Genomic DNA, 21,227 nt, shown 5'->3' with positions numbered 1-21,227 from the left:
TTTCCGTTCCGGCCAGTCGCTTTCCGCGGGCAACGCTTCAGCCTCCTCGGAAGAAAAGCACTTCCTGCGGGGTCTTCAGCTGTTGCTTTTCCCGCAGGAGTCGACTGGCCTCCACTCCAATCAACCAGCTACAGAGTGGATAGCTGTTGTTTGCCTTTAAAAAGCACATCACCCAAGCGGAGGAAATACACGAAAACTCCAGCGGGAGCAAAGGCATAGGTGAGACCCCGCAGTGCGCAAGCACGAGGAGGCTCACCAGCCGCCCGCGGAAAGCGAAGTGTATTTCCGGAGCGGTAGAAAAAGCGCCAATTTCCGCCTAAAGTTACGTCGCAGTTTATGGAATTTAAGATTTCATTAATACAGCAACAAACTTTTAGAAAACAGTCTATAAAAAAGAAAAACCTGCAGAAATATTTCTGCAGGTCCCTTTGTTTTCTTGTCAGAAAACAAAAAGGCAAAGGGAGAGGAGAAACCGGAGTAAGAACTTATGGGGAAGTGTAAGTCTTCTCCGAGTTTTGAAACAGCCAAGCATTTATGAGCTGTTTCACTATGTTATTATGACCAGCAGAGGTTTTTATATACATCATTTTTTCGTGAAAGTTAGATGTTTCATGCCAAAAAGTTTTTCCATCATTTTTCGACGCTTGCGATTTTATTTTGATAGCTTTATCATGATTTATTGAGGTGGTTGTATGCGTGTAATTGCCGGTATCCATAAAGGACGTCAGCTGGAAGCGGTTTCGGGTAAAATGACCAGACCCACGTCAGACAAAGTGAAGGAGGCTATCTTTCAGACGATGGGCCCTTTTTTTGAAGGGGGTATTTGCCTTGATTTATTTGCTGGCAGTGGCGCATTGGGAATTGAGGCGTTAAGCAGAGGCATGGAAAAGGGGATTTTTGTTGATAAACATCCAAAAGCAATACATACGATTAACCAAAATCTCCGGACACTCAGATTGGAAGGTAATGCCGAAGTTTATCGGACAGAATCTGTTCAGGCATTGAATGCTGCGGCTAAAAGAGGGTTTCAGTTTGACCTGATTTTGCTTGATCCGCCTTATCAAAAGGTAAATTATGGGGAGCTGCTGGAGGTTATCGTAGAATTACAGCTGTTGAAGGAGAATGGCATGATTTACTGTGAACACAATGCCGCCAATCAATTACCAATGGATGTTGATGATTGGTTTGTCATGAAACAGCAAACGTATAACAACACGACGGGAATAACCATCTACAAAAGATAATGGAAGGGGGGATTTCAATTGTCCCAATTAGCTATTTGTCCAGGGAGCTTTGACCCGGTTACATATGGACATCTCGACATAATAGAACGAGGTGCGACCGTTTTCGATCAGCTGATTGTTGCTGTTTTTAATAATCAGTCCAAGAAACCGTTATTTTCTGTTGAAGAACGCGTGGCTTTATTGGAGCAGAGTACCAAGCATTTGCCAAATGTATCAGTTGATACGAGCAAAGGGCTGCTGATTGATTATGCACGAAAGCATAATGCTGATGCCATATTACGTGGGTTGAGGGCAGTCAGTGATTTTGAGTATGAAATGCAGATTACGTCAATGAACAGAAAGCTGGACGAAGACATCGAAACAATTTTTATGATGACCAATAATCAATATTCTTTCCTTAGCTCGAGCATTGTCAAGGAAGTTGCCAAGTATAAGGCTGATGTCTCTGATTTAGTGCCATCTCCGGTTGAGGAAGCACTGCGTATGAAATATCAATAGTCACCGGGGAAAAGATACTGTCAATGGGGCCGGGATATAACTAAAATAGCCAACTCTAAAGCCGAACAATACACTCCTTTAGCGTAGGAAATATACGTAGAATCCTGCGGGGGGGGGAAGGTATAGGTGAGACCGCGTCGTGCGACGAGTGATACTTCCACCGAGTAAACTTCGAGTTGCGAGGAGTGCTGCTTCACCGAAAAACCTGCAACACGACGAGCGCTAAGTATATCTCCGGAGCGGGTTATATCACCAACGATAATTTCCAGTTGGTTCAGATTTTTTCATTCATAAAAACGCTTTGTCCCAGCCTTCTGGAGAAAATATAAAATTTAACAAATAGCATATAGTTTATTTGATAGTTTATTTGAACGCCATTTGACCAATTGATTTAAAAACAAGAACGCTTGGATCAATCATTTATCCAAGCGTTCTTCAAATTTTGTGGACTATTATTGATGTTAAAAACGATGTTATTTAGGGTTAATGACTGTTTTATCAATGAAAAATAGCATACCAAACACTATACTATTTTTGATTTGTAAATTCAGTTTTTGCTGTCAAAAATGAACTGCTTATGTCAATGGACAACATCTTTTTCACTTTATATGTTTCCGTAACCTATTTAGGATGATAAGTACAGCAATCAATAACGCCGCAAGCGTTATGAACGGGCCAATTTCGGCTAAACCAAATAAAAAATGATACCAGGGGTTGTCGTGATTGCCACTTGAAACAGGCACGCCTTTAAAATCGAATGATGTCCGGTTTAGATACAAAGGTGTATAAAATAGTGCTGTCAGTATAGCGGCAAAGAACCCATGGATGATTCTTGCAAAAAAGTAAGGCGCAAAACGAATATCTGTCGGTGCGATAATGCTGGCCACTTGCGCTTGAACCGAAAGGCCATTGAACCCCAGTATAAAACTGACAACAATTATTTTCTCCAGTAAATTGGCTGTTTCGTCCTGGGAAATTAAATTGGCACCCAATGTTATTTCAAATAATCCGGATAATAAAGGCAATGCCAGATCTACCGGTAACGTCAAGAGATGCAGAACATACTTAAATAACGCTGCAATAACCGGAGTCACGCCCGCTATGTAAAGAAGCTTCGTGAAAACGGAAAACAAAATAATGAATCCGCCAACCATTACCAGTGTCTGGATTGAATTTAGAACGGCATCACCCACAATTTTTCCAAATGGGCGGGGGTCTCTGAGCCTGGTATGATGCATTTCCCGGAATGCTCTGATAATCGATACTTTTCTCTTAGCCGGTTTCGTTCTGGTCTTTTCGGCTTTCCGTCCGTAAAAACGCATACATACACCGACCAGTGCATTGCCAATATAGTGAGAAGCAGCCAAAATGACTCCTAGTTTCACATCGTAAAAAAATCCGACTGATACAGCTCCAAAAATGAATAACGGACTGGAGGCATTGGTGAATGATACGAGCCGTTCAGCTTCGATTTGTGTCAGCTGTTTTTCCTCACGCAGCCGTGCTGATATTTTGGCCCCGGTCGGATAGCCGCTTGCCATGCCCATTGCCCACGCAAAACTTCCAACACCAGGCACATTAAATAATGGCCGCATAATTGGCTCAAAAAGCACACCAATAAATTTAACAAACCCAAAACCTATCAGCAGCTCAGCCGTTATAAAAAACGGCAATAATGACGGAAAGACAACTTCCCACCACATGTTTAAGCCGCGTATGCTGGCTTCCAATGACTGGTCAGGATATTTAATAAGGGAGATGGCAATAAAAGCAGTGATTCCGGAGAGAAGCAATGTTTTGACTTTTTGTTTCAACGTAATGCCTCCTAATGGATGATGGGTGATCCTGTACTTCTATTTTTGATAGTAGTAAAATAATGCTAGCTTCTTTTTTATAAAGCGAAACTTCATTCAATAGGAATTCCTTCACTGGAAGAAGAAGTGCTCAAGTGTCCGTTAAATGCGGGATCATAAAGCTGGTACAAGTCTATACCAATATACGCACATACATCGCACTTTTATGACATACACTTTTGACATGCCATAGAATAAGTGCGCCGGTAAGATGGAAAGGAGACTTCGAGTGAAATTCACAAAGAAGCATATCATTTACTTAATCTTAGTGATTGGGATTGCGTTTTTCATATCAGCATATAAACTTCCCTTTTATATTTATAAGCCAGGCGGCGCAGATGCCCTTAATCCAATTGTGGAAGTGGAAGACGGTTATGAGAGCGAAGGGGACATGCATCTTGTTACAGTCCGTGGTGGTCAGGCAACCCCCGTCCAGTATTTATGGGCAAAAATCCTCCCGCATCAGGAGATCCTGCCACTACATGAGGTTCGGCCGGAAGGTGTGTCAGAAGACGAATATTTTCATGCACAGCTGCAAATGATGGAAAGTTCCCAGGAGGCTTCAACTGTCGTTGCTTATGAAGCGGCTGAAGAAGATATTTCAATTGATTACAATGGCGTCTATGTTGTTTCCGTTGTGGAGGACATGCCAGCGGAAGATATCCTGAAAACAGGTGACCGTATTGTTGGGATTGATGGCAGTACGATCGAAGAATCCAACGATTTAATCGAATATGTGGAAAACAAAGAAGCAGGAGAGACAATAACATTAGACGTTGTACGTGATGATAAGCAACTTGAAAAAAATCTTACACTTGCGGCATTCCCCGAACAAAATAATAAAGTTGGTATTGGCATCCAGCTTGTTACCGACAGAAGTGTTGAAGTTGATCCGGAAGTGAACTTTTCCAGTGGCAGTATCGGCGGACCAAGTGCAGGGCTCATGTTTTCATTGGAAATATATGATCAGTTAACGGAAGAGGATTTGACAAAAGGTTATCAAATTGCCGGCACGGGAGAAGTGGACTATCAGGGAAATGTACTTCGGATTGGCGGCATTGATAAAAAGGTCATTGCGGCAGATCAGGAAGGCTGTGATATTTTCTTTGCAGCAAATGAAAACGGAGCAGCAGATTCGAACTATCAATCAGCCTTGCAAGCAGCAGAGGAGATTGGTACCGATATGGAAATTGTACCTGTCGACACATTTGATGATGCCCTACAATACTTGCGGAATCTTGAACCTGCTTAGGTAAAGCAATACCTGAAAGCAGTTAACTTTGATCTTCAAAAAATATAAATCACAAATAAGGAAAACGAAGGCTTCTGTTTTTGGCAGCCTTCGTTTGTTAATTGCCCACAGTCTGATTCCAGCAGAAGATCGTTAAGAGACGGATAAATTTACACCTTGATAGGCGGCTCGATTTCCTGATGATGAAACGCCTTTTTCTTGTCAACGGGAAGAATACTGTAATATGCATGACTGGCCGCCTCCTCTATGGACAATAGTGGGTGCTTTCCCTGAGCAAGTGATGAAATAAGCGGTACGTTCATATTTTTCTTTCGAGTGTTTAAATAGGATTGCCCGGTTTCTGTCATACCTAATAGCCGTACATATGGGACGGAGGCAGCATTTTTGATCTGATGTACGTCAGTTTTTGTTGTATTTGTTAAGATATGAACGAAAATGCGCTGCAGCCTTGTCCATGTATATCGTTTGGTTTTAATTTTATTAACCCATTCGTGAAAAGATGTGACGTCCTGTCCTGTTTTTTTGATGCGGTTTTCCAGACCTTCATCAACGCCGTGAATCTTAGCAAGCTCATGTTCGGTCATCGTCATCACTCGGTAATGGACCAGCTGGAAATAAGCCTCCCATGAATGCCAAACACCTGCTTTTAGTTTATACTCCCGCAGCTGAAGAAGCGTTTCATTCGGAAGGGCGCTGGCTGCCGATTCCGGGATGTCCTGCTCTTTTAGAAGCTCTCTTCGGATACTTGTCGCACTTGCTATAGAACCAGTTATTGTCTGGTCGTGATAATCATTATTGATTCGGGTGATCGTCAGGGGGGTTATCGGCAGACTATAATCGAGGACCGATTTTACATAGCTGAATCCGAGGATATTGTTGGGTTTTGTCAAGTCAAATTCCGATGCAGCCAAACCAATATCCTGATAGGCCAAGCGGCTGGCTTCCGGGAAGGAAAAACCCAGGTCCAATTTTTTCTGAAGTGTATTGTTGTAGATGGCATTTTTCTGTTTTAATATGTCATAACTTTTGGTGAATTGGGTTATATCACCAGATTCACTCCCAAAACAAATGCTTGAAACACCAATCTCATTTAAGGTTTGAACCGAACCTTGGGCAAATAAGTCACTGCTCTGTACAGCATACAGATAAGGGAGCTCCACCACGATATCCACCCCTGCTGACAGCGCGGCTTTTGTCCGGTGAAACTTATCGATGATGGCCGGTTCACCGCGCTGTAAAAATGATCCGCTCATGACAGCGATCAGACAATCAGCCCCGGAAGCTTTCCTCGATTCTTCTATATGAAAGGCATGTCCATTGTGAAATGGATTATATTCTACAATTAAGCCACATGCTTGCATATAATTCCATCCTCTTCTGAATAGATTCATTTCATTGCACTGAATGAAGTTTTACCCCGGATATAACGGCCAGTAACCCGCCAAAGAACGGCGGCTGACTGTCCCTAAATCCCCGATTCGGTTCGGGCCTGCACGATGCAGGTCACAAAGGCGTTGCAACAGGACGTTGCGAATTTAGCCTTTGTTCCTCTTCAATCAGCGGAGAAAAACGCTCCGCTGAATGAAGCTTCACTTTTCCCCGCATTAACGGCCAGTAACCCGCCGGAAAACGGCGGCTAACTGCCCCTAAATGCCCGATTCGGTTCAGCTAACAATCAGCGGAGAAAAACGCTCCGCTGATTGAAGCTTCACTTTATTGTATCAAAAAAAGTGTTGTGGTGCATGGTTCATTGTTCATAAAAAGGGTATGCTGATAGTAGAGCTTGTGTAAAGATAATATGTTGACAAAATCCCGTTTTCCTTTTAAAATAACTCTTGTTGCCTTGAGGTGATACGATGAAATTTTCATTAGGTCAAATTAAACGAAATGGAAGCAATGAACCTTTTGCTTTTGATGATCAGGTTGATGTTTCCGAACTGGAGACGATGAACAATGATATCCGAGAGATTGGCTCTGTTCATGTTAGTGGAACAGCAATGGATCAGGGCGATGACATCATGTTTACGTTTACGATTGCCGGCACCATGATTTTACCATGTGCCCGTACATTGGTCGATGTACCCTATCCGTTTGAGATTAACACAGTTGAAATTTTTTCGGAATCACCATATGAAAAAGATGATTCGGATGACGACATTCATCCCATTGATAAGGAAGTACTTGATTTAACGCCATTAATAAAGGAAAATATTTTACTGGCAGTTCCTTATCGTGTATTTTCGGATGATGAAGATGCTATAAGCCAGGCTCCAATTGAAGGGGATGGCTGGGAATTTATTTCAGAAGACAAAAAAGAGCAAAAACCAGATCCACGTTTAAAAAAACTGGAATCTTTACTGGAAGATAAAGAGGAAAAGGAATAGCGTTTCCGTTCCTTTCATGATTGAAGGGGGTGTAAGCATGGCAGTACCAAAAAGAAGAACATCCAAAAAGGTGAAAAACCAACGTCGTACGCATAAAAAATTGCACGTACCTGGCATGGTGGAATGCTCGAATTGTGGTGAACTGACCAAACCGCATCATGTGTGCAAATCATGTGGACATTATGATGGCCGGGAAGTTGTCGCGAATGATTAAATTGTAATGGCAAATCAATTCAAACAGATCACACTAATGGTGATCTGTTTTTGTATACATAAAAACCGCAAAAAATAGCCATTATTGATTCAGAAAGGAAAACAGACAAATGACAGAATTGGTCCAGTATAGAACGGATAAACAGGGTTACGGAGAAATCCTGCTGAACCGTCCGGAAAAACTGAACGCTATATCAAACGAGATGGCACGGTCATTCAGACGTGCCATCGAAACTGCAAAACAGCAGCCGATCAAGTTTTTGGTCATTACAGCTGCTGGTGGACGTATGTTCTGTGCCGGAGGAGACCTGCAGGATTTACACGGTGACATGAATTCTGATGAGGCATATACTGTATTATATTCTATGAAAGAAGTGCTTTATGAACTTACATCTTTCCCGGTGCCCACCGTATGCTTATTAAATGGGGATGCATTGGGCGGTGGATGCGAAATTGCAACAGCCTGTGATATTCGAATCGCGAAAAAGAACACCCGATATGGATTTGTTCAGACGAAGCTTGGTATCACACCGGGATGGGGCGGCGGGGAACTTCTGTACGAAAAAGTGCATCCCAGTTTTGCCTTTCAGTGGCTTATGGAAGCGGAAATGTACGAAGCAAGTTTTCTGCAAACACAGGGCTGGATTCAAAATATTGTTGGCGACAATGAATGGAACGATCGGGAAAGCCTCCTGAAACCATATCTGACTAAGTCACAGGAGCAGATGGAAGTATTAAAAATGCAATATAAGAAAAAATTATCGATTTTGCCGCTTTCTGCACAAATGGACGAAGAAGTGAGAAATTGTGCTGAATTATGGGAAACAAAAGCGCATAAAGATGCTGTCCGGCAATTTTTTCCCGGCATGAAGGCTAGGTAACCTTTTCGAAAAAATTACAAGCGTTCGATTCTATCACTCCTACCTTTTGCATACATTGATAGCAAATGTGTAAGGAGGGATGTTATGAATGCAACACGTCAGGATGCATGGACGAAAGATGAAGATATATTATTGGCAGAGACCGTTCTTCGTCATATAAGAGAAGGAAAAACACAGCTCGAAGCATTCAAGGACGTTGCAAAACAGTTATCCAGAACCTCGGCTGCATGCGGTTTTCGCTGGAATGCCTCCATCCGGAAGCAATATCAGGAAGCGATTGAAAATGCAAAGAAAGAGCGTAAACAAAATAATCGGAAAAAAACAGTGGTTCACTATGGCACAGAACATCATGAGGAGCAGGATCCGATCGATACGGCGATTTCATTGCTGGAGAAGATGCGGCATCAGAATCACATCGATCGAGACAATCAACTATTCTATAATGAAGAAGATGAGATAACACGAAAAGAGCTGCTGAAAGAGAATGAAGCACTGAAAGCACAGCTGAGCCGCTATGAACAGGCATGGACAGAAATGGGAAAATTGTGGGCCTGGGTGAATGAACCCCGAAAATGAATCATAAAGACATGAATGTTTGGATTTGCCATTCATGTCTTTATTTTAATGAATTAGTAGAAAGGTAAATGATAAAAATCATGTGAGTTTGATGAGCCACCGGAATTCTGGTGTAAGTCAGCAGCAATTATTTAAATCAAACGTTTTTTTCTTTGACACCCTCAGGCATCCATATGAGTGGATTTTCTCCGAGATCCCTTTCCATTTCATATTTTGCTTTTTGGAACCCCATTTTTTCCCAAAATCCGTGTGAATTTATCCGGGGGTTCGTTTTGATTGGCAAATGAAAACTCTTGGCAAAGTCAACCAGTGCTTTTCCGTAATTTCTTCCCCGGTAGTCAGGCAAAACCTCAAGTTTCCATAGTTCCAGGTAATCCTGAGGCGGTTCAAAATAGGCATCATACTTTGCCCTGACTTTATATAGACTCATTCTGGCAATCAGGTTGTGCCCGATATAGATTCCGTAAAACGGTGATTCACTGTCATTCTCGATAATGTTGTTTTGCAAGTCTTCGATCATGGAAAGTTCCTGGTTCCCGTATTCTTTAAACCGTTTAAATTGCTCCAATGTTTTATAGTTGATCAAAAGTTTCTCGACCTTTATACTGTTCATCATTTTAACTTTCCCCCTTAAAACAGAAGTATTTAAAATTGCTTTATAATTAATTATAATATAAAAAAACCGGAAAGGGAATGAAAGAAAATAAGACTGACAGCAAATTGCTGTTTATTCTGCCAATATAATATAAAACGGATACGGTGAAAACGAAAAGGGGATACACGAGGGTGTATGTTACTGACATTTGTTGCTGAATTCAAGGATTGATGATTACGGTACCAGTCCTTGCAACCGTGATTGTTTACTCAGTTGGTTGGAAAATGTATGGACATAAATGGAAAGCCATTCATGCAGCCGTCAATTGGACAACGCTTCTTTACATCATAGCTGCGGTAATAATGTTTAAAATGAACTTCGGGCGTTCGTTTGCCGGGACTGTTGTGCTGATATTACTGACGATATTCACAGCGATCGTTGTTATTCAGTGGAAAGTGTCTACAGAAGTTACCTTCAGTAACGTATTTAAAGTATTTTGGTGTATTTGCTTTTTATTGTTTGTATTGCTCAACTGTTTACTTGCTTTGACAGGTATTATGTTTCATATGCTTTAAACATATGATCTTTTTTTGCTTTCGTTCCTTTAAAACAGATTGAATGCAATCCCCTCTTCTTTTATGTAGAATGTGTAATGGATATATTTGATTATGATTAAAGGAGCATGCGATAAATGCGGATCACGCCAATCACACTGCAGTACCAAAATGCACTTATACATGACTATCGAAATCAAAAGCCGGAGATTCTGGCGCATTTTGATTATGATCCATACTCGGGAACATCGTATCAGATGAGAGCACAAGCATTACAGGATAAGCAAATTGACCGTCAACATTTGACAAAAACACTAGCCGCGATGAACAGACGATGGGATGCTCCTGAGACGACATATCGTCATATAGAACGGTTAAAGGATGATAATAGTGTTGTTGTTATTGGAGGACAGCAGGCAGGTCTTTTGACAGGACCGATGTATACAATCAACAAAATCATATCGATCATTCAATTGGCTAAACAGCAGGAAACCAAACTCCAGATACCGGTCGTGCCGGTTTTTTGGATAGCTGGTGAGGATCACGACTTTGAGGAAATCAATCATGTTTTTTTACCGGAAAATAATCATATGAAAAAATACAAATTAGAGCAGCGGGTGTCTGATAAATCCCCTGTTTCAAATATATCAATTGATCGATCCGCTGCTGCTCAGTGGGTGGATCAGTTATTTACGCAGCTGACGGAAACAGCGCATACGAAAAGTCTCTATCAGACCATACAGGATTGCCTGCAGCAATCGGATACATATGTTGACTTTTTTGCAAGGGTTATTCACCGATTGTTCGATGATGAAGGCATTGTACTTGCTGATTCTGGTGATCCCGCGATGCGTAAGATGGAGCGGAAGCATTTCATTACCTTAATTGAAAATCAGCGGAAAATCAGCTCAGGTGTCTATACGGCTTTGCAGCAGCTGAACCAAAAGGGGTATACGGTCACACTGGAGGCAGATCCTGATGATGCGCATCTTTTTTACCATCTCGGGGATAACCGGATATTATTGACTAGGGATGATGAAGGAAACTGGGCAGGCAAGCAGCAGGAAGTATTGTTAACGACAGAAGAAATCATGGATACAGTGAAAAATAATCCGGAAATGCTCAGTAATAATGTCGTGACAAGACCGATCATGCAGGAATGCTTATTTCCGACCCTGGCATTTATTGGCGGCCCCGGGGAAGTTGGTTATTGGTCGGCATTAAAACCTGCTTTCCAGGCAGTCGGTATGGAAATGCCGCCTGTTGTGCCGCGGTTATCGTTTACATTTATTGACCGTCATTTGGAAAAACTGTTGCACAAGTTTGGAATTGACGAAGAGAAAGCTATTAATGATGGTGTCAACCCTCTCAAAATCAAGTGGCTGGCTGCACAGAACGGCCCGCCTGTTGAGCAGGTTGCCGCTGAAATCAGACGGGTTATTGATACAGCGCATAAACCTCTAAGGGATATCGCCAGAGGCATACGCTCAGATTTAGGTGAGCTGGCTGATAAAAACCTGTACTATTTGAATGAAGATATTAAATACTTGGAAGACCGCATCATGAAAGGGTTGGAAGAGAAGCATACAATGCAGCTGAATGAATTTGACCGGATACAAAATACTATCCATCCCAGAAATGGCTTGCAGGAGCGCACATGGAACCCGCTCCCCTGGCTGAATGTTTATGGAAGTGACTTTATCAAAGAGCTGACAAACCAGCGATGTTCATTTGCGGAAGAACATCATATCGTGTATTTATAAAAACGGAAAACTGGATGAAGTTTTGCTTAATTGGCTTTTTATAATGCCCCACCTTCTCCCACTTTTTTTAAAACAAGTGGAAGCAGGTGGATTTTTTAATGTTCAATGTTTTAAATATCCATCATGACAGAGGTTTGGATGATAAGAAATACATACCTTTTTTGGTTTAATTTGCTATTTTATAGCACGTCCGACTCATTTTAAAAATTCGTTGGGAAAAAATCTAAATTAAGTGGTGAATTGTGGGGGAATGTGGTAAGATAGTGTATAAGAAAGTGGGGCGTACGCTATGTTCATGGGTGAATACCAGCACAATATCGATACAAAAGGACGAATCATTGTGCCTGCCAAGTTCCGTGAAGGTCTTGGGGATAACTTTGTTGTCACTCGTGGACTTGATAAATGTTTGTTTGCGTACCCAATGGAAGAATGGAAACAGCTTGAAGAGAAACTGAAAAAACTTCCACTAACCAAAAAAGACGCCCGTGCTTTTACAAGGTTTTTCTTCTCCGGAGCTGTTGAATGTGATGTGGATAAGCAGGGAAGAATAAACATCCCGCAGCCATTACGGCAATATGCCGGGCTGGACAAGGAATGTGTCGTGATTGGTGTTTCCAATCGGGTTGAATTCTGGGCAAATGAAAATTGGGAGGATTATTTCAATGACTCAGAAGAATCTTTCGCTGAGATTGCTGAAAACCTGATGGATTTTGATATTTAACCGAATAGAAGACAGGTGTCGATCATGTTTGACCATTACAGTGTTTTAGAAGAAGAAGTGCTCGAAGGAATCGCCATTAGACAAGAAGGTACATATGTGGATTGTACTGTCGGTGGTGGAGGCCATGCAGAACGGATTGCTTCCCGCTTAAATGAGAATGGGCTGCTGATAGCCTTCGATCAGGACCTCGAAGCATTAGAGGCAGCAGAAAAACGGCTGCAGCCATATAAAGATCGTGTACGATTCATTCATGCCAACTTCAGGGAACTGGAAGAACAATTAGCAATCCGCCAAATAAGAAGTGTTGATGGTATCCTGTTTGATCTTGGTGTTTCTTCGCCACAGCTGGACCGTGGTGAAAGAGGCTTCAGTTATCAGCACGACGCTAAGTTAGATATGCGTATGAATCAAGATCAAAACCTGGATGCCTATCAAATCATTAATGAGTGGCCATATAACCGGCTGGTAAACATTTTTTTCAGTTATGGTGAGGAGAAGTTTTCCAAGCAAATAGCCCGAAGAATTGAAGCGAACAGGAAAGAAAAGCCAATTGAAACGACTTATGAATTGGTTGAGATCATTAAAGGCGCCATTCCGGCACCGGCACGCAGAAAAGGCGGCCATCCGGCCAAGCGCATTTTTCAGGCTTTACGGATTGCCGTCAATGATGAATTGTCTGCTTTTAATGACGCGCTTCACCAAGCGGCACGTGTTGTTGATATAAATGGAAGGGTAGCCGTCATAACGTTTCACTCACTGGAAGACAGAGTTTGTAAACAGGCATTCAAAAAATGGAGTACACCTAAACCGGTTCCCAAAAATTTGCCGGTAATACCTGAAGATCATCGTGCTCCATTTAAATTGGTCAATAAAAAGCCGATTGTTCCGGGTGAAAGTGAAATTAATGACAATCGGCGGTCACGATCAGCTAAGTTGCGAATTGCTGAAAAGGTTCAACAGTGGAATGAAGAATTCACATATGAAGAAGGGTGGAAAAAATCATGAATGAAAATCTTGCCCGCAGCTGGAAACATTCATACACGCCAACCGAAACAAGTGAAAAACAAACGTTAATCAAGGTCCGCAAGAAGAGCTGGATTACAAAAGGTGAAAAGATTTTATATTCGGCAGTCGGGGGAATGCTAATCGCTGCCAGTATTTACGTTGTGTCATTTGCTTCTTCTACAGACTCGCTGAACAGAAAAGTTGAATCACTTGAACAAACCGTACAGCAACAGAAAGTTACCAATGAAGGACTTACTTATGAAAAAAAGCAGCTGAGTACACCTGAGCGCATCACCCGAATTGCTAAAGAAAATGGTCTGAAAATACAGGATGCCCGCGTAAAGCAAGCAACAGTTTATCATAACAACTGAGCGAGGCGGAAGTATGATGAAAAAAAATAAAAAAACACATATCATGTCCGGTGTTTTGATTGTTTTATTTGCCGGTATATTTCTGCTTATATCCGGAAGATTCTTGTATATTCAGGCTACTGGAGAGATCGATGGTGTTTCGCTGGAGGAATGGGCTGAGGACAAACGGACTGCAACTTACACCCTTGATGCAGAACGGGGCAAAATTTATGACCGGAATGGTATGACATTAGCCTATGATCGTCCGTCATATCGCATCCAGGCCATTGTGGGGGAATCACATACGCAAAACGAAGAGGACCCTTTGCATGTGACAAACCCTGAAAAGACGGCGGAAAAACTGGCGCCCATATTAGAAGCAGATGAAAATTATCTCCTGAAACAAATGAAAGAAGGAATTCAGGAAGATCGGTTTCAGGTGGAATTCGGCAGTGCCGGGAAAGAACTCTCCCAGGAAACAAAGGAGAAGATTGAAGAACTTGAACTTCCTGGAATCAAATTTACAGAAGAACCAATCCGCTATTACCCGAATGGTATGTTCGCATCACATATTATTGGGTTTGCCCAAAAAGAAGATAACGCCATTAACGGTGTTACCGGAATTGAAAATGAGATGAACGAATTGCTGAGCGGAGAAGATGGATACATTTCATATGAACGAGATCAGTACAATGCTAAATTATTAAACCCGAATGAAGTGATCAACCAGCCGGAAAACGGCGGGGACGTTTATTTAACCATTGATCAGAAAATACAGACGTTATTGGAAGATGCGATGACACAAATGGATGAAGCATATCATCCCGAGCGTATGACAGCTGTTGTAATGGATCCCAAAACAGGGGAAGTTCTGGCAATGAGCAATCGCCCAAGTTATAATCCGAATAATCCGACTGATGTAGAAAATTGGTATAATGATGCCATTGCTACACCAACTGCACCGGGATCAACTATGAAGATGTTCACGTGGGCAGCTGCTATCGAAGCAGGGGTTTATCAAGGTGACGAATGGCTTGAATCGGGTACATACAAAATAAGTGACCGCATGGAGCCGGTCAGGGACCATAACGGTGGAGAAGGCTGGGGCGCGATCACATATGATGAAGGGTTTACCCGCTCCTCGAACGTTGCTGCAGCCAAACTTTTATGGGAAAAAATTGGCCCTGAGGAGTTTCTGGAATATTGGAAGGCATTCGATTTTGATGAAAAAACAGGTATAGACTTACCTGGTGAACAATCCGGAAATCTCGTCTACAATTATCCGCGCGATAAAATCTCGACAGCATTTGGACAAGCGAGTACCATCACACCGATTCAGCAAATGAAGGCGGCAAGTGCCATTGCCAATGACGGTAAAATGGTAAAACCCTATGTCATTTCAAAAACAGTGGATTCAACCACCGGTCAGACAATTAATGAAAAAACGGCTGAAGTCGTATCCGAGCCGATTTCAAAAGAAACGTCCGAGCAAATGCTCGATCTTATGGAATCAGTTGTCTCTTCGGAAAACGGAACAGGAAAGGAATATAAACTCGATGATTATTCAGTTGCAGGCAAGACCGGGACGACGCAAATCTATGAAAATGGTAGGTTATTAACCGGTCACGGGAACAATATATTTTCGTTTCTCGGCATGGCACCAAAAGAAGATCCTGAGCTGATGATGTATGTGTCCGTCAAACAGCCTGAGATTGAATATGACGAAACCGGGTCTGTACCTGTATCGTTCATATTTAAAAATGTCATGCAGAACAGCCTCCATTACTTGGATATTGAGCCTGATAAAGAAGCAACCGAGCATATTGAGCCTGTCCAGCTGCCGGAAATGAAGCAGCAAAAAACTTCCGAGGTTCGTGATAAATTAGCCAGCCATGGTTTGAATGTTTCGGTTATCGGTTCCGGAAATACGATCAAAAAGGTGAGTGCAGCCAAAGGGGACGAATTATTGCCGGGAGACCGAATTATTTTGATAACGGATCAACCGGAAATGCCCGATATTACCGGCTGGTCATTAAGGGATGTCATGCAATTGGCCGACTTGATGGATTTGGATGTTGAACCAATCGGTAATGGTTATGTCACGACACAAAGTATAGAGGAAGGCAAACCACTTAAAAAGAATGATTATTTAGGCGTTGAATTGGAACAACCCGGTTCCGCCGCAGAAGAGTCGGAGGAAACAAATGATGATACAGAAGAGGCCGAAGCACCGAATGATACAAGTGAATAAACTGAATAGAAGCGACTATGCCACGTCCGATTACACCTGAGGACGTGGCTTGCTGTTTCAGCCTGACAAACAGTGTTCTATTCTTTTTTCAGGATTCATATAGTGGATACAAGCCTATCTATGAATATGGAAAAGGGGATAGAATATGAAACGTGTGTCTTCTGTAACGGTACGTAAACGAATTATTGCCGCTTTTCTGATTGGATTATTATTTTTTGTGATAATCGATGTCCGGCTTGGCTTTGTGCAGTTTGTTATGGGTGATGAGCTGATGAAACTGGCCGATGAATCATGGAGTAGGGATATATCTTTTGAACCTGAGCGCGGGAAGATATTGGACAGGCACGGAGAAGTACTGGCGGAGAATGTTACTGCTCCTTCTGTCATTGTTGTGCCCAAACAAGTGAAAAACCCTCAGGACACAGCCCGTAAAATGGCCGATATACTCGACATTTCCGAACAGGATGCATATGATTATGTTACAAAAGACGCCGTGTATACAAGAATACACCCCGAAGGACGAAAGATAAATGATGAACAGGAAGAAGCACTCAGGTCCTTAAATTTGGATGGTGTATATCTGGCAAAAGATTCAAAGCGTCATTATCCGTTCAATGATTACCTATCTCATGTATTGGGGTTTGCGGGTATCGATAATCAAGGTTTGATGGGACTTGAACTGTTTTATAATGATAAATTAAACGGTGAAGAAGGGAGTCTGTCATTTTATTCTGACGCTAAAGGAAAAAAACTTGAACAAATAGCGGATGATTATAAGGCGCCGGAAGATGGTTTGAATTTAAAAACGACGATTGATTCCAAAGTTCAGACGATTATGGAACGTGAACTTGACTTGGCAGTGTCTCAATATAATCCGGATGGTGCTATGGCCATTGCGGTTGACCCGGATACCGGCGGGGTTTTGGGAATGGCTGCACGGCCAAATTTTCATCCCGAAAATTATCAGAACGTTAACCCTGAGATATATGATCGGAATCTGCCTATATGGAGCACATATGAACCGGGGTCCACCTTTAAAATCATTACGCTGGCAGCTGCTCTTGAAGAAAACCTGGTGAACCTTGAGGAAGATGAGTTTCACGATGATGGCGATATATCAGTGGGCGGTACTGAACTACACTGCTGGAAGAGCGGCGGACACGGTCAACAAACGTATCTCGAAGTTGTGCAAAATTCATGCAACCCCGGATTTGTGCAAATGGGAACAGATCTTGGTGAGGAAAGGCTGTTCAGCTATATTGAAGACTTCGGATTCGGTAAACAAACGGGTATTGATTTGCGTGGCGAAGGAAATGGGATTCTGTTTGATCCTGAAGATATAGGCCCGGTAGAGCTGGGAACCACTTCTTTTGGTCAGGGTGTATCCGTAACGCCTATCCAGCAAGTGATGGCCGTTTCAGCTGCCGTTAACGGCGGTAAATTATACCAACCTTATATTGCAGAGGAATGGCTTGATCCACAAACAAATGATGTGGTTGAAAAAGTGGAACCGACATTAAAGGAAAACATTATTTCTGAATCAACATCCGAAGAAGTTCGTAACGCGCTTGAAAGTGTTGTTGCTAAGGGAACCGGCCGCCCGGCTTACGTTGACGGCTATCGTGTAGGCGGAAAAACAGGTACAGCTCAAAAAGTGGGACCGGATGGAAACTATTTAAAAAATAATTACATCGTTTCATTTATGGGGTTTGCACCAGCTGATGACCCTCAAATTGTTGTTTATGTTGCCATAGACAATCCAAAAGGTACAGTACAGTTCGGTGGCCCTGTTGCTGGGCCAATCGTCGGAACCATTATCGGGGACAGTTTACGGGCAATGGGAGTTGAACCGAGTGAAGGCGGCCCCGAAAAGGAGTATACCTGGCCGGAGCAGCCAAAAGTTGAGGTTCCGGATTTAATTGGACTGAAAAAAAACGAATTAATTGAATACCAGACGAATTTATCAATCGAAACGAGCGGCTCCGGTGAATACATTATTGATCAGGCACCGAGTCCGGGAACAAAAATCGAACAAGGGCAAAAAATAAGAATTTATCTGTCTGATAAAAATTCATCGTGAACAGGCTAAATTTTTGCTATAATATAGAAGGCTTTACTGTTACGTTTGAGGATGCAGTTAATTTGAGCGGAGCCGGCTGATTGGCTGGTTCCATAACTTTTAACCTTTCTTTTTAATAGATCAATGCAGAATAGGGTGTTAGGATGAAACTGGCAGAATTGCTTTCCGTTTTACCATTTTACAATATGTCACAGGCGGCAGATGATATAGAAGTCAGCGGGGTTGAGTCGGACTCCAGAAATGTAGCAGTAGGGAACGTGTTTATTTGCATCGAAGGTTTTACGGTGGATGGTCATGATTTTGTCGATCAGGCTGTCCGCAACGGTGCATGTGCTGTATTGGCGGAAAAAGAGCTGAACACGTCAGTTCCGGTTATTCAGGTTGATGATACATCAAGAGCCATGGCAATAATCGCCTCGAAGTTTTACGACGATCCTACGCGTCAATTGCCGCTTATAGGTGTCACCGGAACAAACGGTAAAACAACGGTCACTTACTTGCTGGAGTCGATTTTTCAGGAATATAAGAAAAAAACCGGCATTATTGGTACGCTGCAAATGAAAATAGGTGAAGACGCTTATCCTGTACATAATACAACGCCGGATGCGTTATATTTACAGAAAGCATTTCATCAGATGAACGATCAAAATGTTGATACTGCCATTATGGAAGTATCATCCCATGCACTGGATATGGGCCGTGTTCACGGCTGTGATTTTGATGTTGCTGTGTTCACGAATTTATCACAGGATCATTTGGATTATCATCAGGATATGAACGATTATTTATATGCCAAAAGTCTGTTGTTCGCCCAGTTGGGGAATACTTATTATGAAAAGCAGAAAAAATATGCCGTCATAAACGACGATGATCCGAATAGTGCTTTTTTGAAAAAAAGTACCGCTCAGCATATCCTCACGTATGGCTGCGGACATGGTGCACAGGTAAGGGCGTCTGATATCAATCTTGACGTGACGAAAACGACGTTCACAATTAATACGCCAGTCGGATCTGTTGAGATACACAGCAATCTTATCGGCAAATTCAATGTTTACAATATGCTGGCAGCAAGTGCAGCTGCCATTAGTGCGGGGATTCCGCTTGAGGTCATTAAGCGCGCGCTTGAAAACATGCAAGGCGTGAGTGGCAGGTTCCAGCCTGTTGATGGTAATCATGACTTTGCCGTAGTTGTTGACTATGCACATACACCGGATTCGCTGGAAAATGTACTGCAGACAATCAAAGGATTTGCTGAAAATAATGTCTATGTTGTCGTTGGCTGTGGCGGCGACCGTGATAAGACAAAACGCCCGCTGATGGCTTCAATTGCACTGAAATATGCCGACAGGGCCATTTTCACTTCTGACAATCCTCGTACAGAGGACCCGCAGGCAATATTGGATGATATGACGGAAGGATTAAACGAACATCATTATGACGTTATAGAGAACCGCAAAGATGCGATATTCCATGCCGTCAACCTTGCTGCAAAAGGCGACATTGTGTTGATTGCCGGCAAAGGACATGAAACCTATCAGGAAATTGGCCATACCCGTCATGATTTTGATGACCGTGAAGTTGCAAAAGAAGCAATCCAGGCTAAGGAGAATCAATGATGTTATTTACCACCGATTGGCTTACATCACTATTTACCGATTTTAGAGGTGCGGCAAAAAGCTCGATTGAGATTAATGAAATCACGACAGACAGCCGTAAAAAAACCAATCAATCATTGTTCATTCCATTAGTGGGTGAGAACTTTAACGGTCATGATTTTATGAAAGATGCCTTGGAGCAAGGAGCTGCAGCTGCCCTTTGGCATAAAAAGAAAGATCTTCCGGGCTTTTTGCCGGCTGATTTTCCTGTGTTTTTTGTTGAGGATACGTTATCAGCTTTACAGGAGCTGGCATCGGCTTACCGGGAAAAGGTAAATCCGACTGTCATTGCCGTAACAGGTTCGAACGGCAAGACAACAACGAAGGATATCATTGCGTCAGTCGTTGGTTCATCATTTAAAACGCATCATACAAAAGGCAATTTAAACAATCATATCGGTGTCCCGCTTACCATTTTATCAATGTCTTCTGATACACAAGCATTGGTTGTGGAAATGGGCATGAACCATTTTGGTGAAATTGAAGCACTGACAAAGATCGCACAACCTGATTATGCTGTCATTACGAATATCGGTGAATCTCACATTGAATATTTAGGCTCAAGGGAAGGGATTGCCAAGGCAAAACTTGAAATCACAAAAGGCATGACAAAGAATGGTTACTTAATCATTGACGGTGACGAAATACTGTTGAAGCAGGTGCATCAGTGCGATCATGTCCTGACATGCGGCTTTGATGACCAAAATGATCTTGCCATCAAAGAGGTAAATATCTCCCATGAATCGACAAAGTTTAAACTTTCAGATAATGAGGTGTATACCATTCCGCTGCTTGGAAGTCACCATGCTCTGAACGCAGCGTTTGCCGTTACAATTGCCGGATTGCTTGGAATCGAAAAAAATAAGGTGAAACAGGCACTGACACAGCTGAAACTGACTTCGATGCGATTTGAGCTAATAAACGGCATAAACGGTTCAGCTGTTATTAATGATGCATATAATGCTTCACCGACGTCTATGAAGGCAAGTATTAATGCTGTGAGACATTTGGAGGGCTTCAGGCAGAAAGTACTCGTTCTGGGTGATGTATTTGAGCTGGGCAAAAACTCAAAATCGCTTCACCAATCGGTTGCCGACAGCATTGATGAATCTGTAGCTGCCGTTTTCACATTGGGTAGAGATGCAAGAGAGATTTCATCAGCTGTTAAGAGGAGCCATCCGACAATTGACTGCCGCCATTTTACAGCAAAAGAAACACTCATGGCTGCTTTGGCGGAATATACTTTAGAAGGCACGTTAATCTTATTCAAAGCTTCCAGAGGGATGCAGTTTGAATCATTAGTTAATCAAGTGGTTGATCCAACGTATTAAACATGGACGGTTACTGCAAGA

19 protein-coding genes are annotated in these 21,227 nt (G+C 42.4%); 16 read left to right on the top strand and 3 right to left on the bottom strand.

The genetic code is table 11. From position 1 onward, the window contains the following. Window positions 1-692 precede the first annotated feature (692 nt). Both rsmD and coaD read left to right on the top strand, forming a co-directional pair. Complete coding sequence (rsmD, locus tag VK080_RS06800; RefSeq protein ID WP_324224017.1) at window positions 693-1,244, top strand: 16S rRNA (guanine(966)-N(2))-methyltransferase RsmD; 552 nt, start codon at window positions 693-695, stop codon at window positions 1,242-1,244. Window positions 1,245-1,262: 18 nt separating this feature from the next. Then, window positions 1,263-1,742: a pantetheine-phosphate adenylyltransferase gene (coaD, locus tag VK080_RS06795; protein WP_324224016.1), complete on the top strand. Its 480-nt coding sequence runs from the start codon at window positions 1,263-1,265 to the stop codon at window positions 1,740-1,742. A 599-nt stretch (window positions 1,743-2,341) separates the two neighbouring features. On the opposite strand, the gene ylbJ is transcribed toward coaD, so the two are convergent. Further along, a complete protein-coding gene (ylbJ, locus tag VK080_RS06790) occupies window positions 2,342-3,556 on the bottom strand; it encodes a sporulation integral membrane protein YlbJ (protein ID WP_324224015.1) in 1,215 nt (404 codons plus the stop codon). A gap of 268 nt (window positions 3,557-3,824) precedes the next feature. Between ylbJ and VK080_RS06785 the strand changes: the two genes are divergently transcribed. After that, a complete protein-coding gene (locus VK080_RS06785) occupies window positions 3,825-4,847 on the top strand; it encodes a SepM family pheromone-processing serine protease (protein ID WP_324224014.1) in 1,023 nt (340 codons plus the stop codon). A 149-nt stretch (window positions 4,848-4,996) separates the two neighbouring features. Here the strand turns inward: VK080_RS06785 and VK080_RS06780 are convergent, their stop codons facing one another. Continuing rightward, on the bottom strand, window positions 4,997-6,208 hold the full coding sequence (locus tag VK080_RS06780; RefSeq protein WP_324224013.1) for a nucleotidyltransferase: 1,212 nt from the start codon (window positions 6,206-6,208) through the stop codon (window positions 4,997-4,999). Between the two features lie 495 nt (window positions 6,209-6,703). Here VK080_RS06780 and VK080_RS06775 point away from each other — a divergent pair, with 495 nt between their 5' ends. From VK080_RS06775 to VK080_RS06760, 4 genes are all read left to right on the top strand, one after another. Beyond that, complete coding sequence (locus VK080_RS06775) at window positions 6,704-7,231, top strand: YceD family protein (protein ID WP_324224012.1); 528 nt, start codon at window positions 6,704-6,706, stop codon at window positions 7,229-7,231. A 37-nt stretch (window positions 7,232-7,268) separates the two neighbouring features. Beyond that, entirely contained in the window at window positions 7,269-7,445 is a 177-nt protein-coding gene (gene rpmF, locus VK080_RS06770) for a 50S ribosomal protein L32 (RefSeq protein WP_135108195.1), read from the top strand. A 109-nt stretch (window positions 7,446-7,554) separates the two neighbouring features. After that, window positions 7,555-8,325 (top strand): enoyl-CoA hydratase/isomerase family protein, encoded by a 771-nt coding sequence (locus VK080_RS06765; protein WP_324224011.1) that lies wholly within the window; start codon window positions 7,555-7,557, stop codon window positions 8,323-8,325. A gap of 84 nt (window positions 8,326-8,409) precedes the next feature. Further along, on the top strand, window positions 8,410-8,901 hold the full coding sequence (locus tag VK080_RS06760) for an RsfA family transcriptional regulator (protein WP_324224010.1): 492 nt from the start codon (window positions 8,410-8,412) through the stop codon (window positions 8,899-8,901). Window positions 8,902-9,037: 136 nt separating this feature from the next. On the opposite strand, the gene VK080_RS06755 is transcribed toward VK080_RS06760, so the two are convergent. Then, window positions 9,038-9,514, bottom strand: a complete 477-nt coding sequence (locus tag VK080_RS06755; protein WP_324224019.1) for an N-acetyltransferase — start codon at window positions 9,512-9,514, stop codon at window positions 9,038-9,040. Window positions 9,515-9,726: 212 nt separating this feature from the next. Between VK080_RS06755 and VK080_RS06750 the strand changes: the two genes are divergently transcribed. The 9 genes from VK080_RS06750 (at window position 9,727) to VK080_RS06710 (ending at window position 21,206) form a co-directional block, all read left to right on the top strand. Continuing rightward, window positions 9,727-10,071 carry a DUF3397 domain-containing protein gene (locus tag VK080_RS06750; protein ID WP_324224009.1) on the top strand — a complete coding sequence of 115 codons (345 nt, stop codon included), beginning with the start codon at window positions 9,727-9,729 and terminating at the stop codon, window positions 10,069-10,071. A gap of 116 nt (window positions 10,072-10,187) precedes the next feature. Then, window positions 10,188-11,813, top strand: a complete 1,626-nt coding sequence (gene bshC / locus VK080_RS06745; protein ID WP_324224008.1) for a bacillithiol biosynthesis cysteine-adding enzyme BshC — start codon at window positions 10,188-10,190, stop codon at window positions 11,811-11,813. A gap of 289 nt (window positions 11,814-12,102) precedes the next feature. Beyond that, the gene (gene mraZ, locus VK080_RS06740) at window positions 12,103-12,534 is read left to right on the top strand and encodes a division/cell wall cluster transcriptional repressor MraZ (RefSeq protein WP_324224007.1); all 432 of its coding nucleotides are present in this window, start codon (window positions 12,103-12,105) and stop codon (window positions 12,532-12,534) included. A 24-nt stretch (window positions 12,535-12,558) separates the two neighbouring features. Next, window positions 12,559-13,539: a 16S rRNA (cytosine(1402)-N(4))-methyltransferase RsmH gene (rsmH, locus tag VK080_RS06735; protein ID WP_324224006.1), complete on the top strand. Its 981-nt coding sequence runs from the start codon at window positions 12,559-12,561 to the stop codon at window positions 13,537-13,539. Next, entirely contained in the window at window positions 13,536-13,910 is a 375-nt protein-coding gene (gene ftsL / locus VK080_RS06730; protein ID WP_324224005.1) for a cell division protein FtsL, read from the top strand. The genes rsmH and ftsL overlap by 4 nt, the downstream gene beginning before the upstream one ends. A 16-nt stretch (window positions 13,911-13,926) precedes the next feature. After that, entirely contained in the window at window positions 13,927-16,140 is a 2,214-nt protein-coding gene (locus VK080_RS06725) for a penicillin-binding protein (RefSeq protein WP_414672227.1), read from the top strand. Between the two features lie 145 nt (window positions 16,141-16,285). Next, entirely contained in the window at window positions 16,286-18,220 is a 1,935-nt protein-coding gene (locus VK080_RS06720; RefSeq protein WP_324224003.1) for a stage V sporulation protein D, read from the top strand. 143 nt (window positions 18,221-18,363) lie between these two features. Continuing rightward, window positions 18,364-19,836, top strand: a complete 1,473-nt coding sequence (locus VK080_RS06715) for a UDP-N-acetylmuramoyl-L-alanyl-D-glutamate--2,6-diaminopimelate ligase (protein WP_324224002.1) — start codon at window positions 18,364-18,366, stop codon at window positions 19,834-19,836. Beyond that, window positions 19,833-21,206, top strand: a complete 1,374-nt coding sequence (locus tag VK080_RS06710) for a UDP-N-acetylmuramoyl-tripeptide--D-alanyl-D-alanine ligase (protein WP_324224001.1) — start codon at window positions 19,833-19,835, stop codon at window positions 21,204-21,206. The genes VK080_RS06715 and VK080_RS06710 overlap by 4 nt, the downstream gene beginning before the upstream one ends. Window positions 21,207-21,227 lie beyond the last annotated feature (21 nt).

This window comes from Lentibacillus sp. (assembly GCF_035301925.1).
Lineage (GTDB): Bacteria > Bacillota > Bacilli > Bacillales > Amphibacillaceae > Lentibacillus.
Note: the sequence above shows the minus strand (reverse complement) of the source record. Positions and strands in the feature narration are given on the sequence as shown.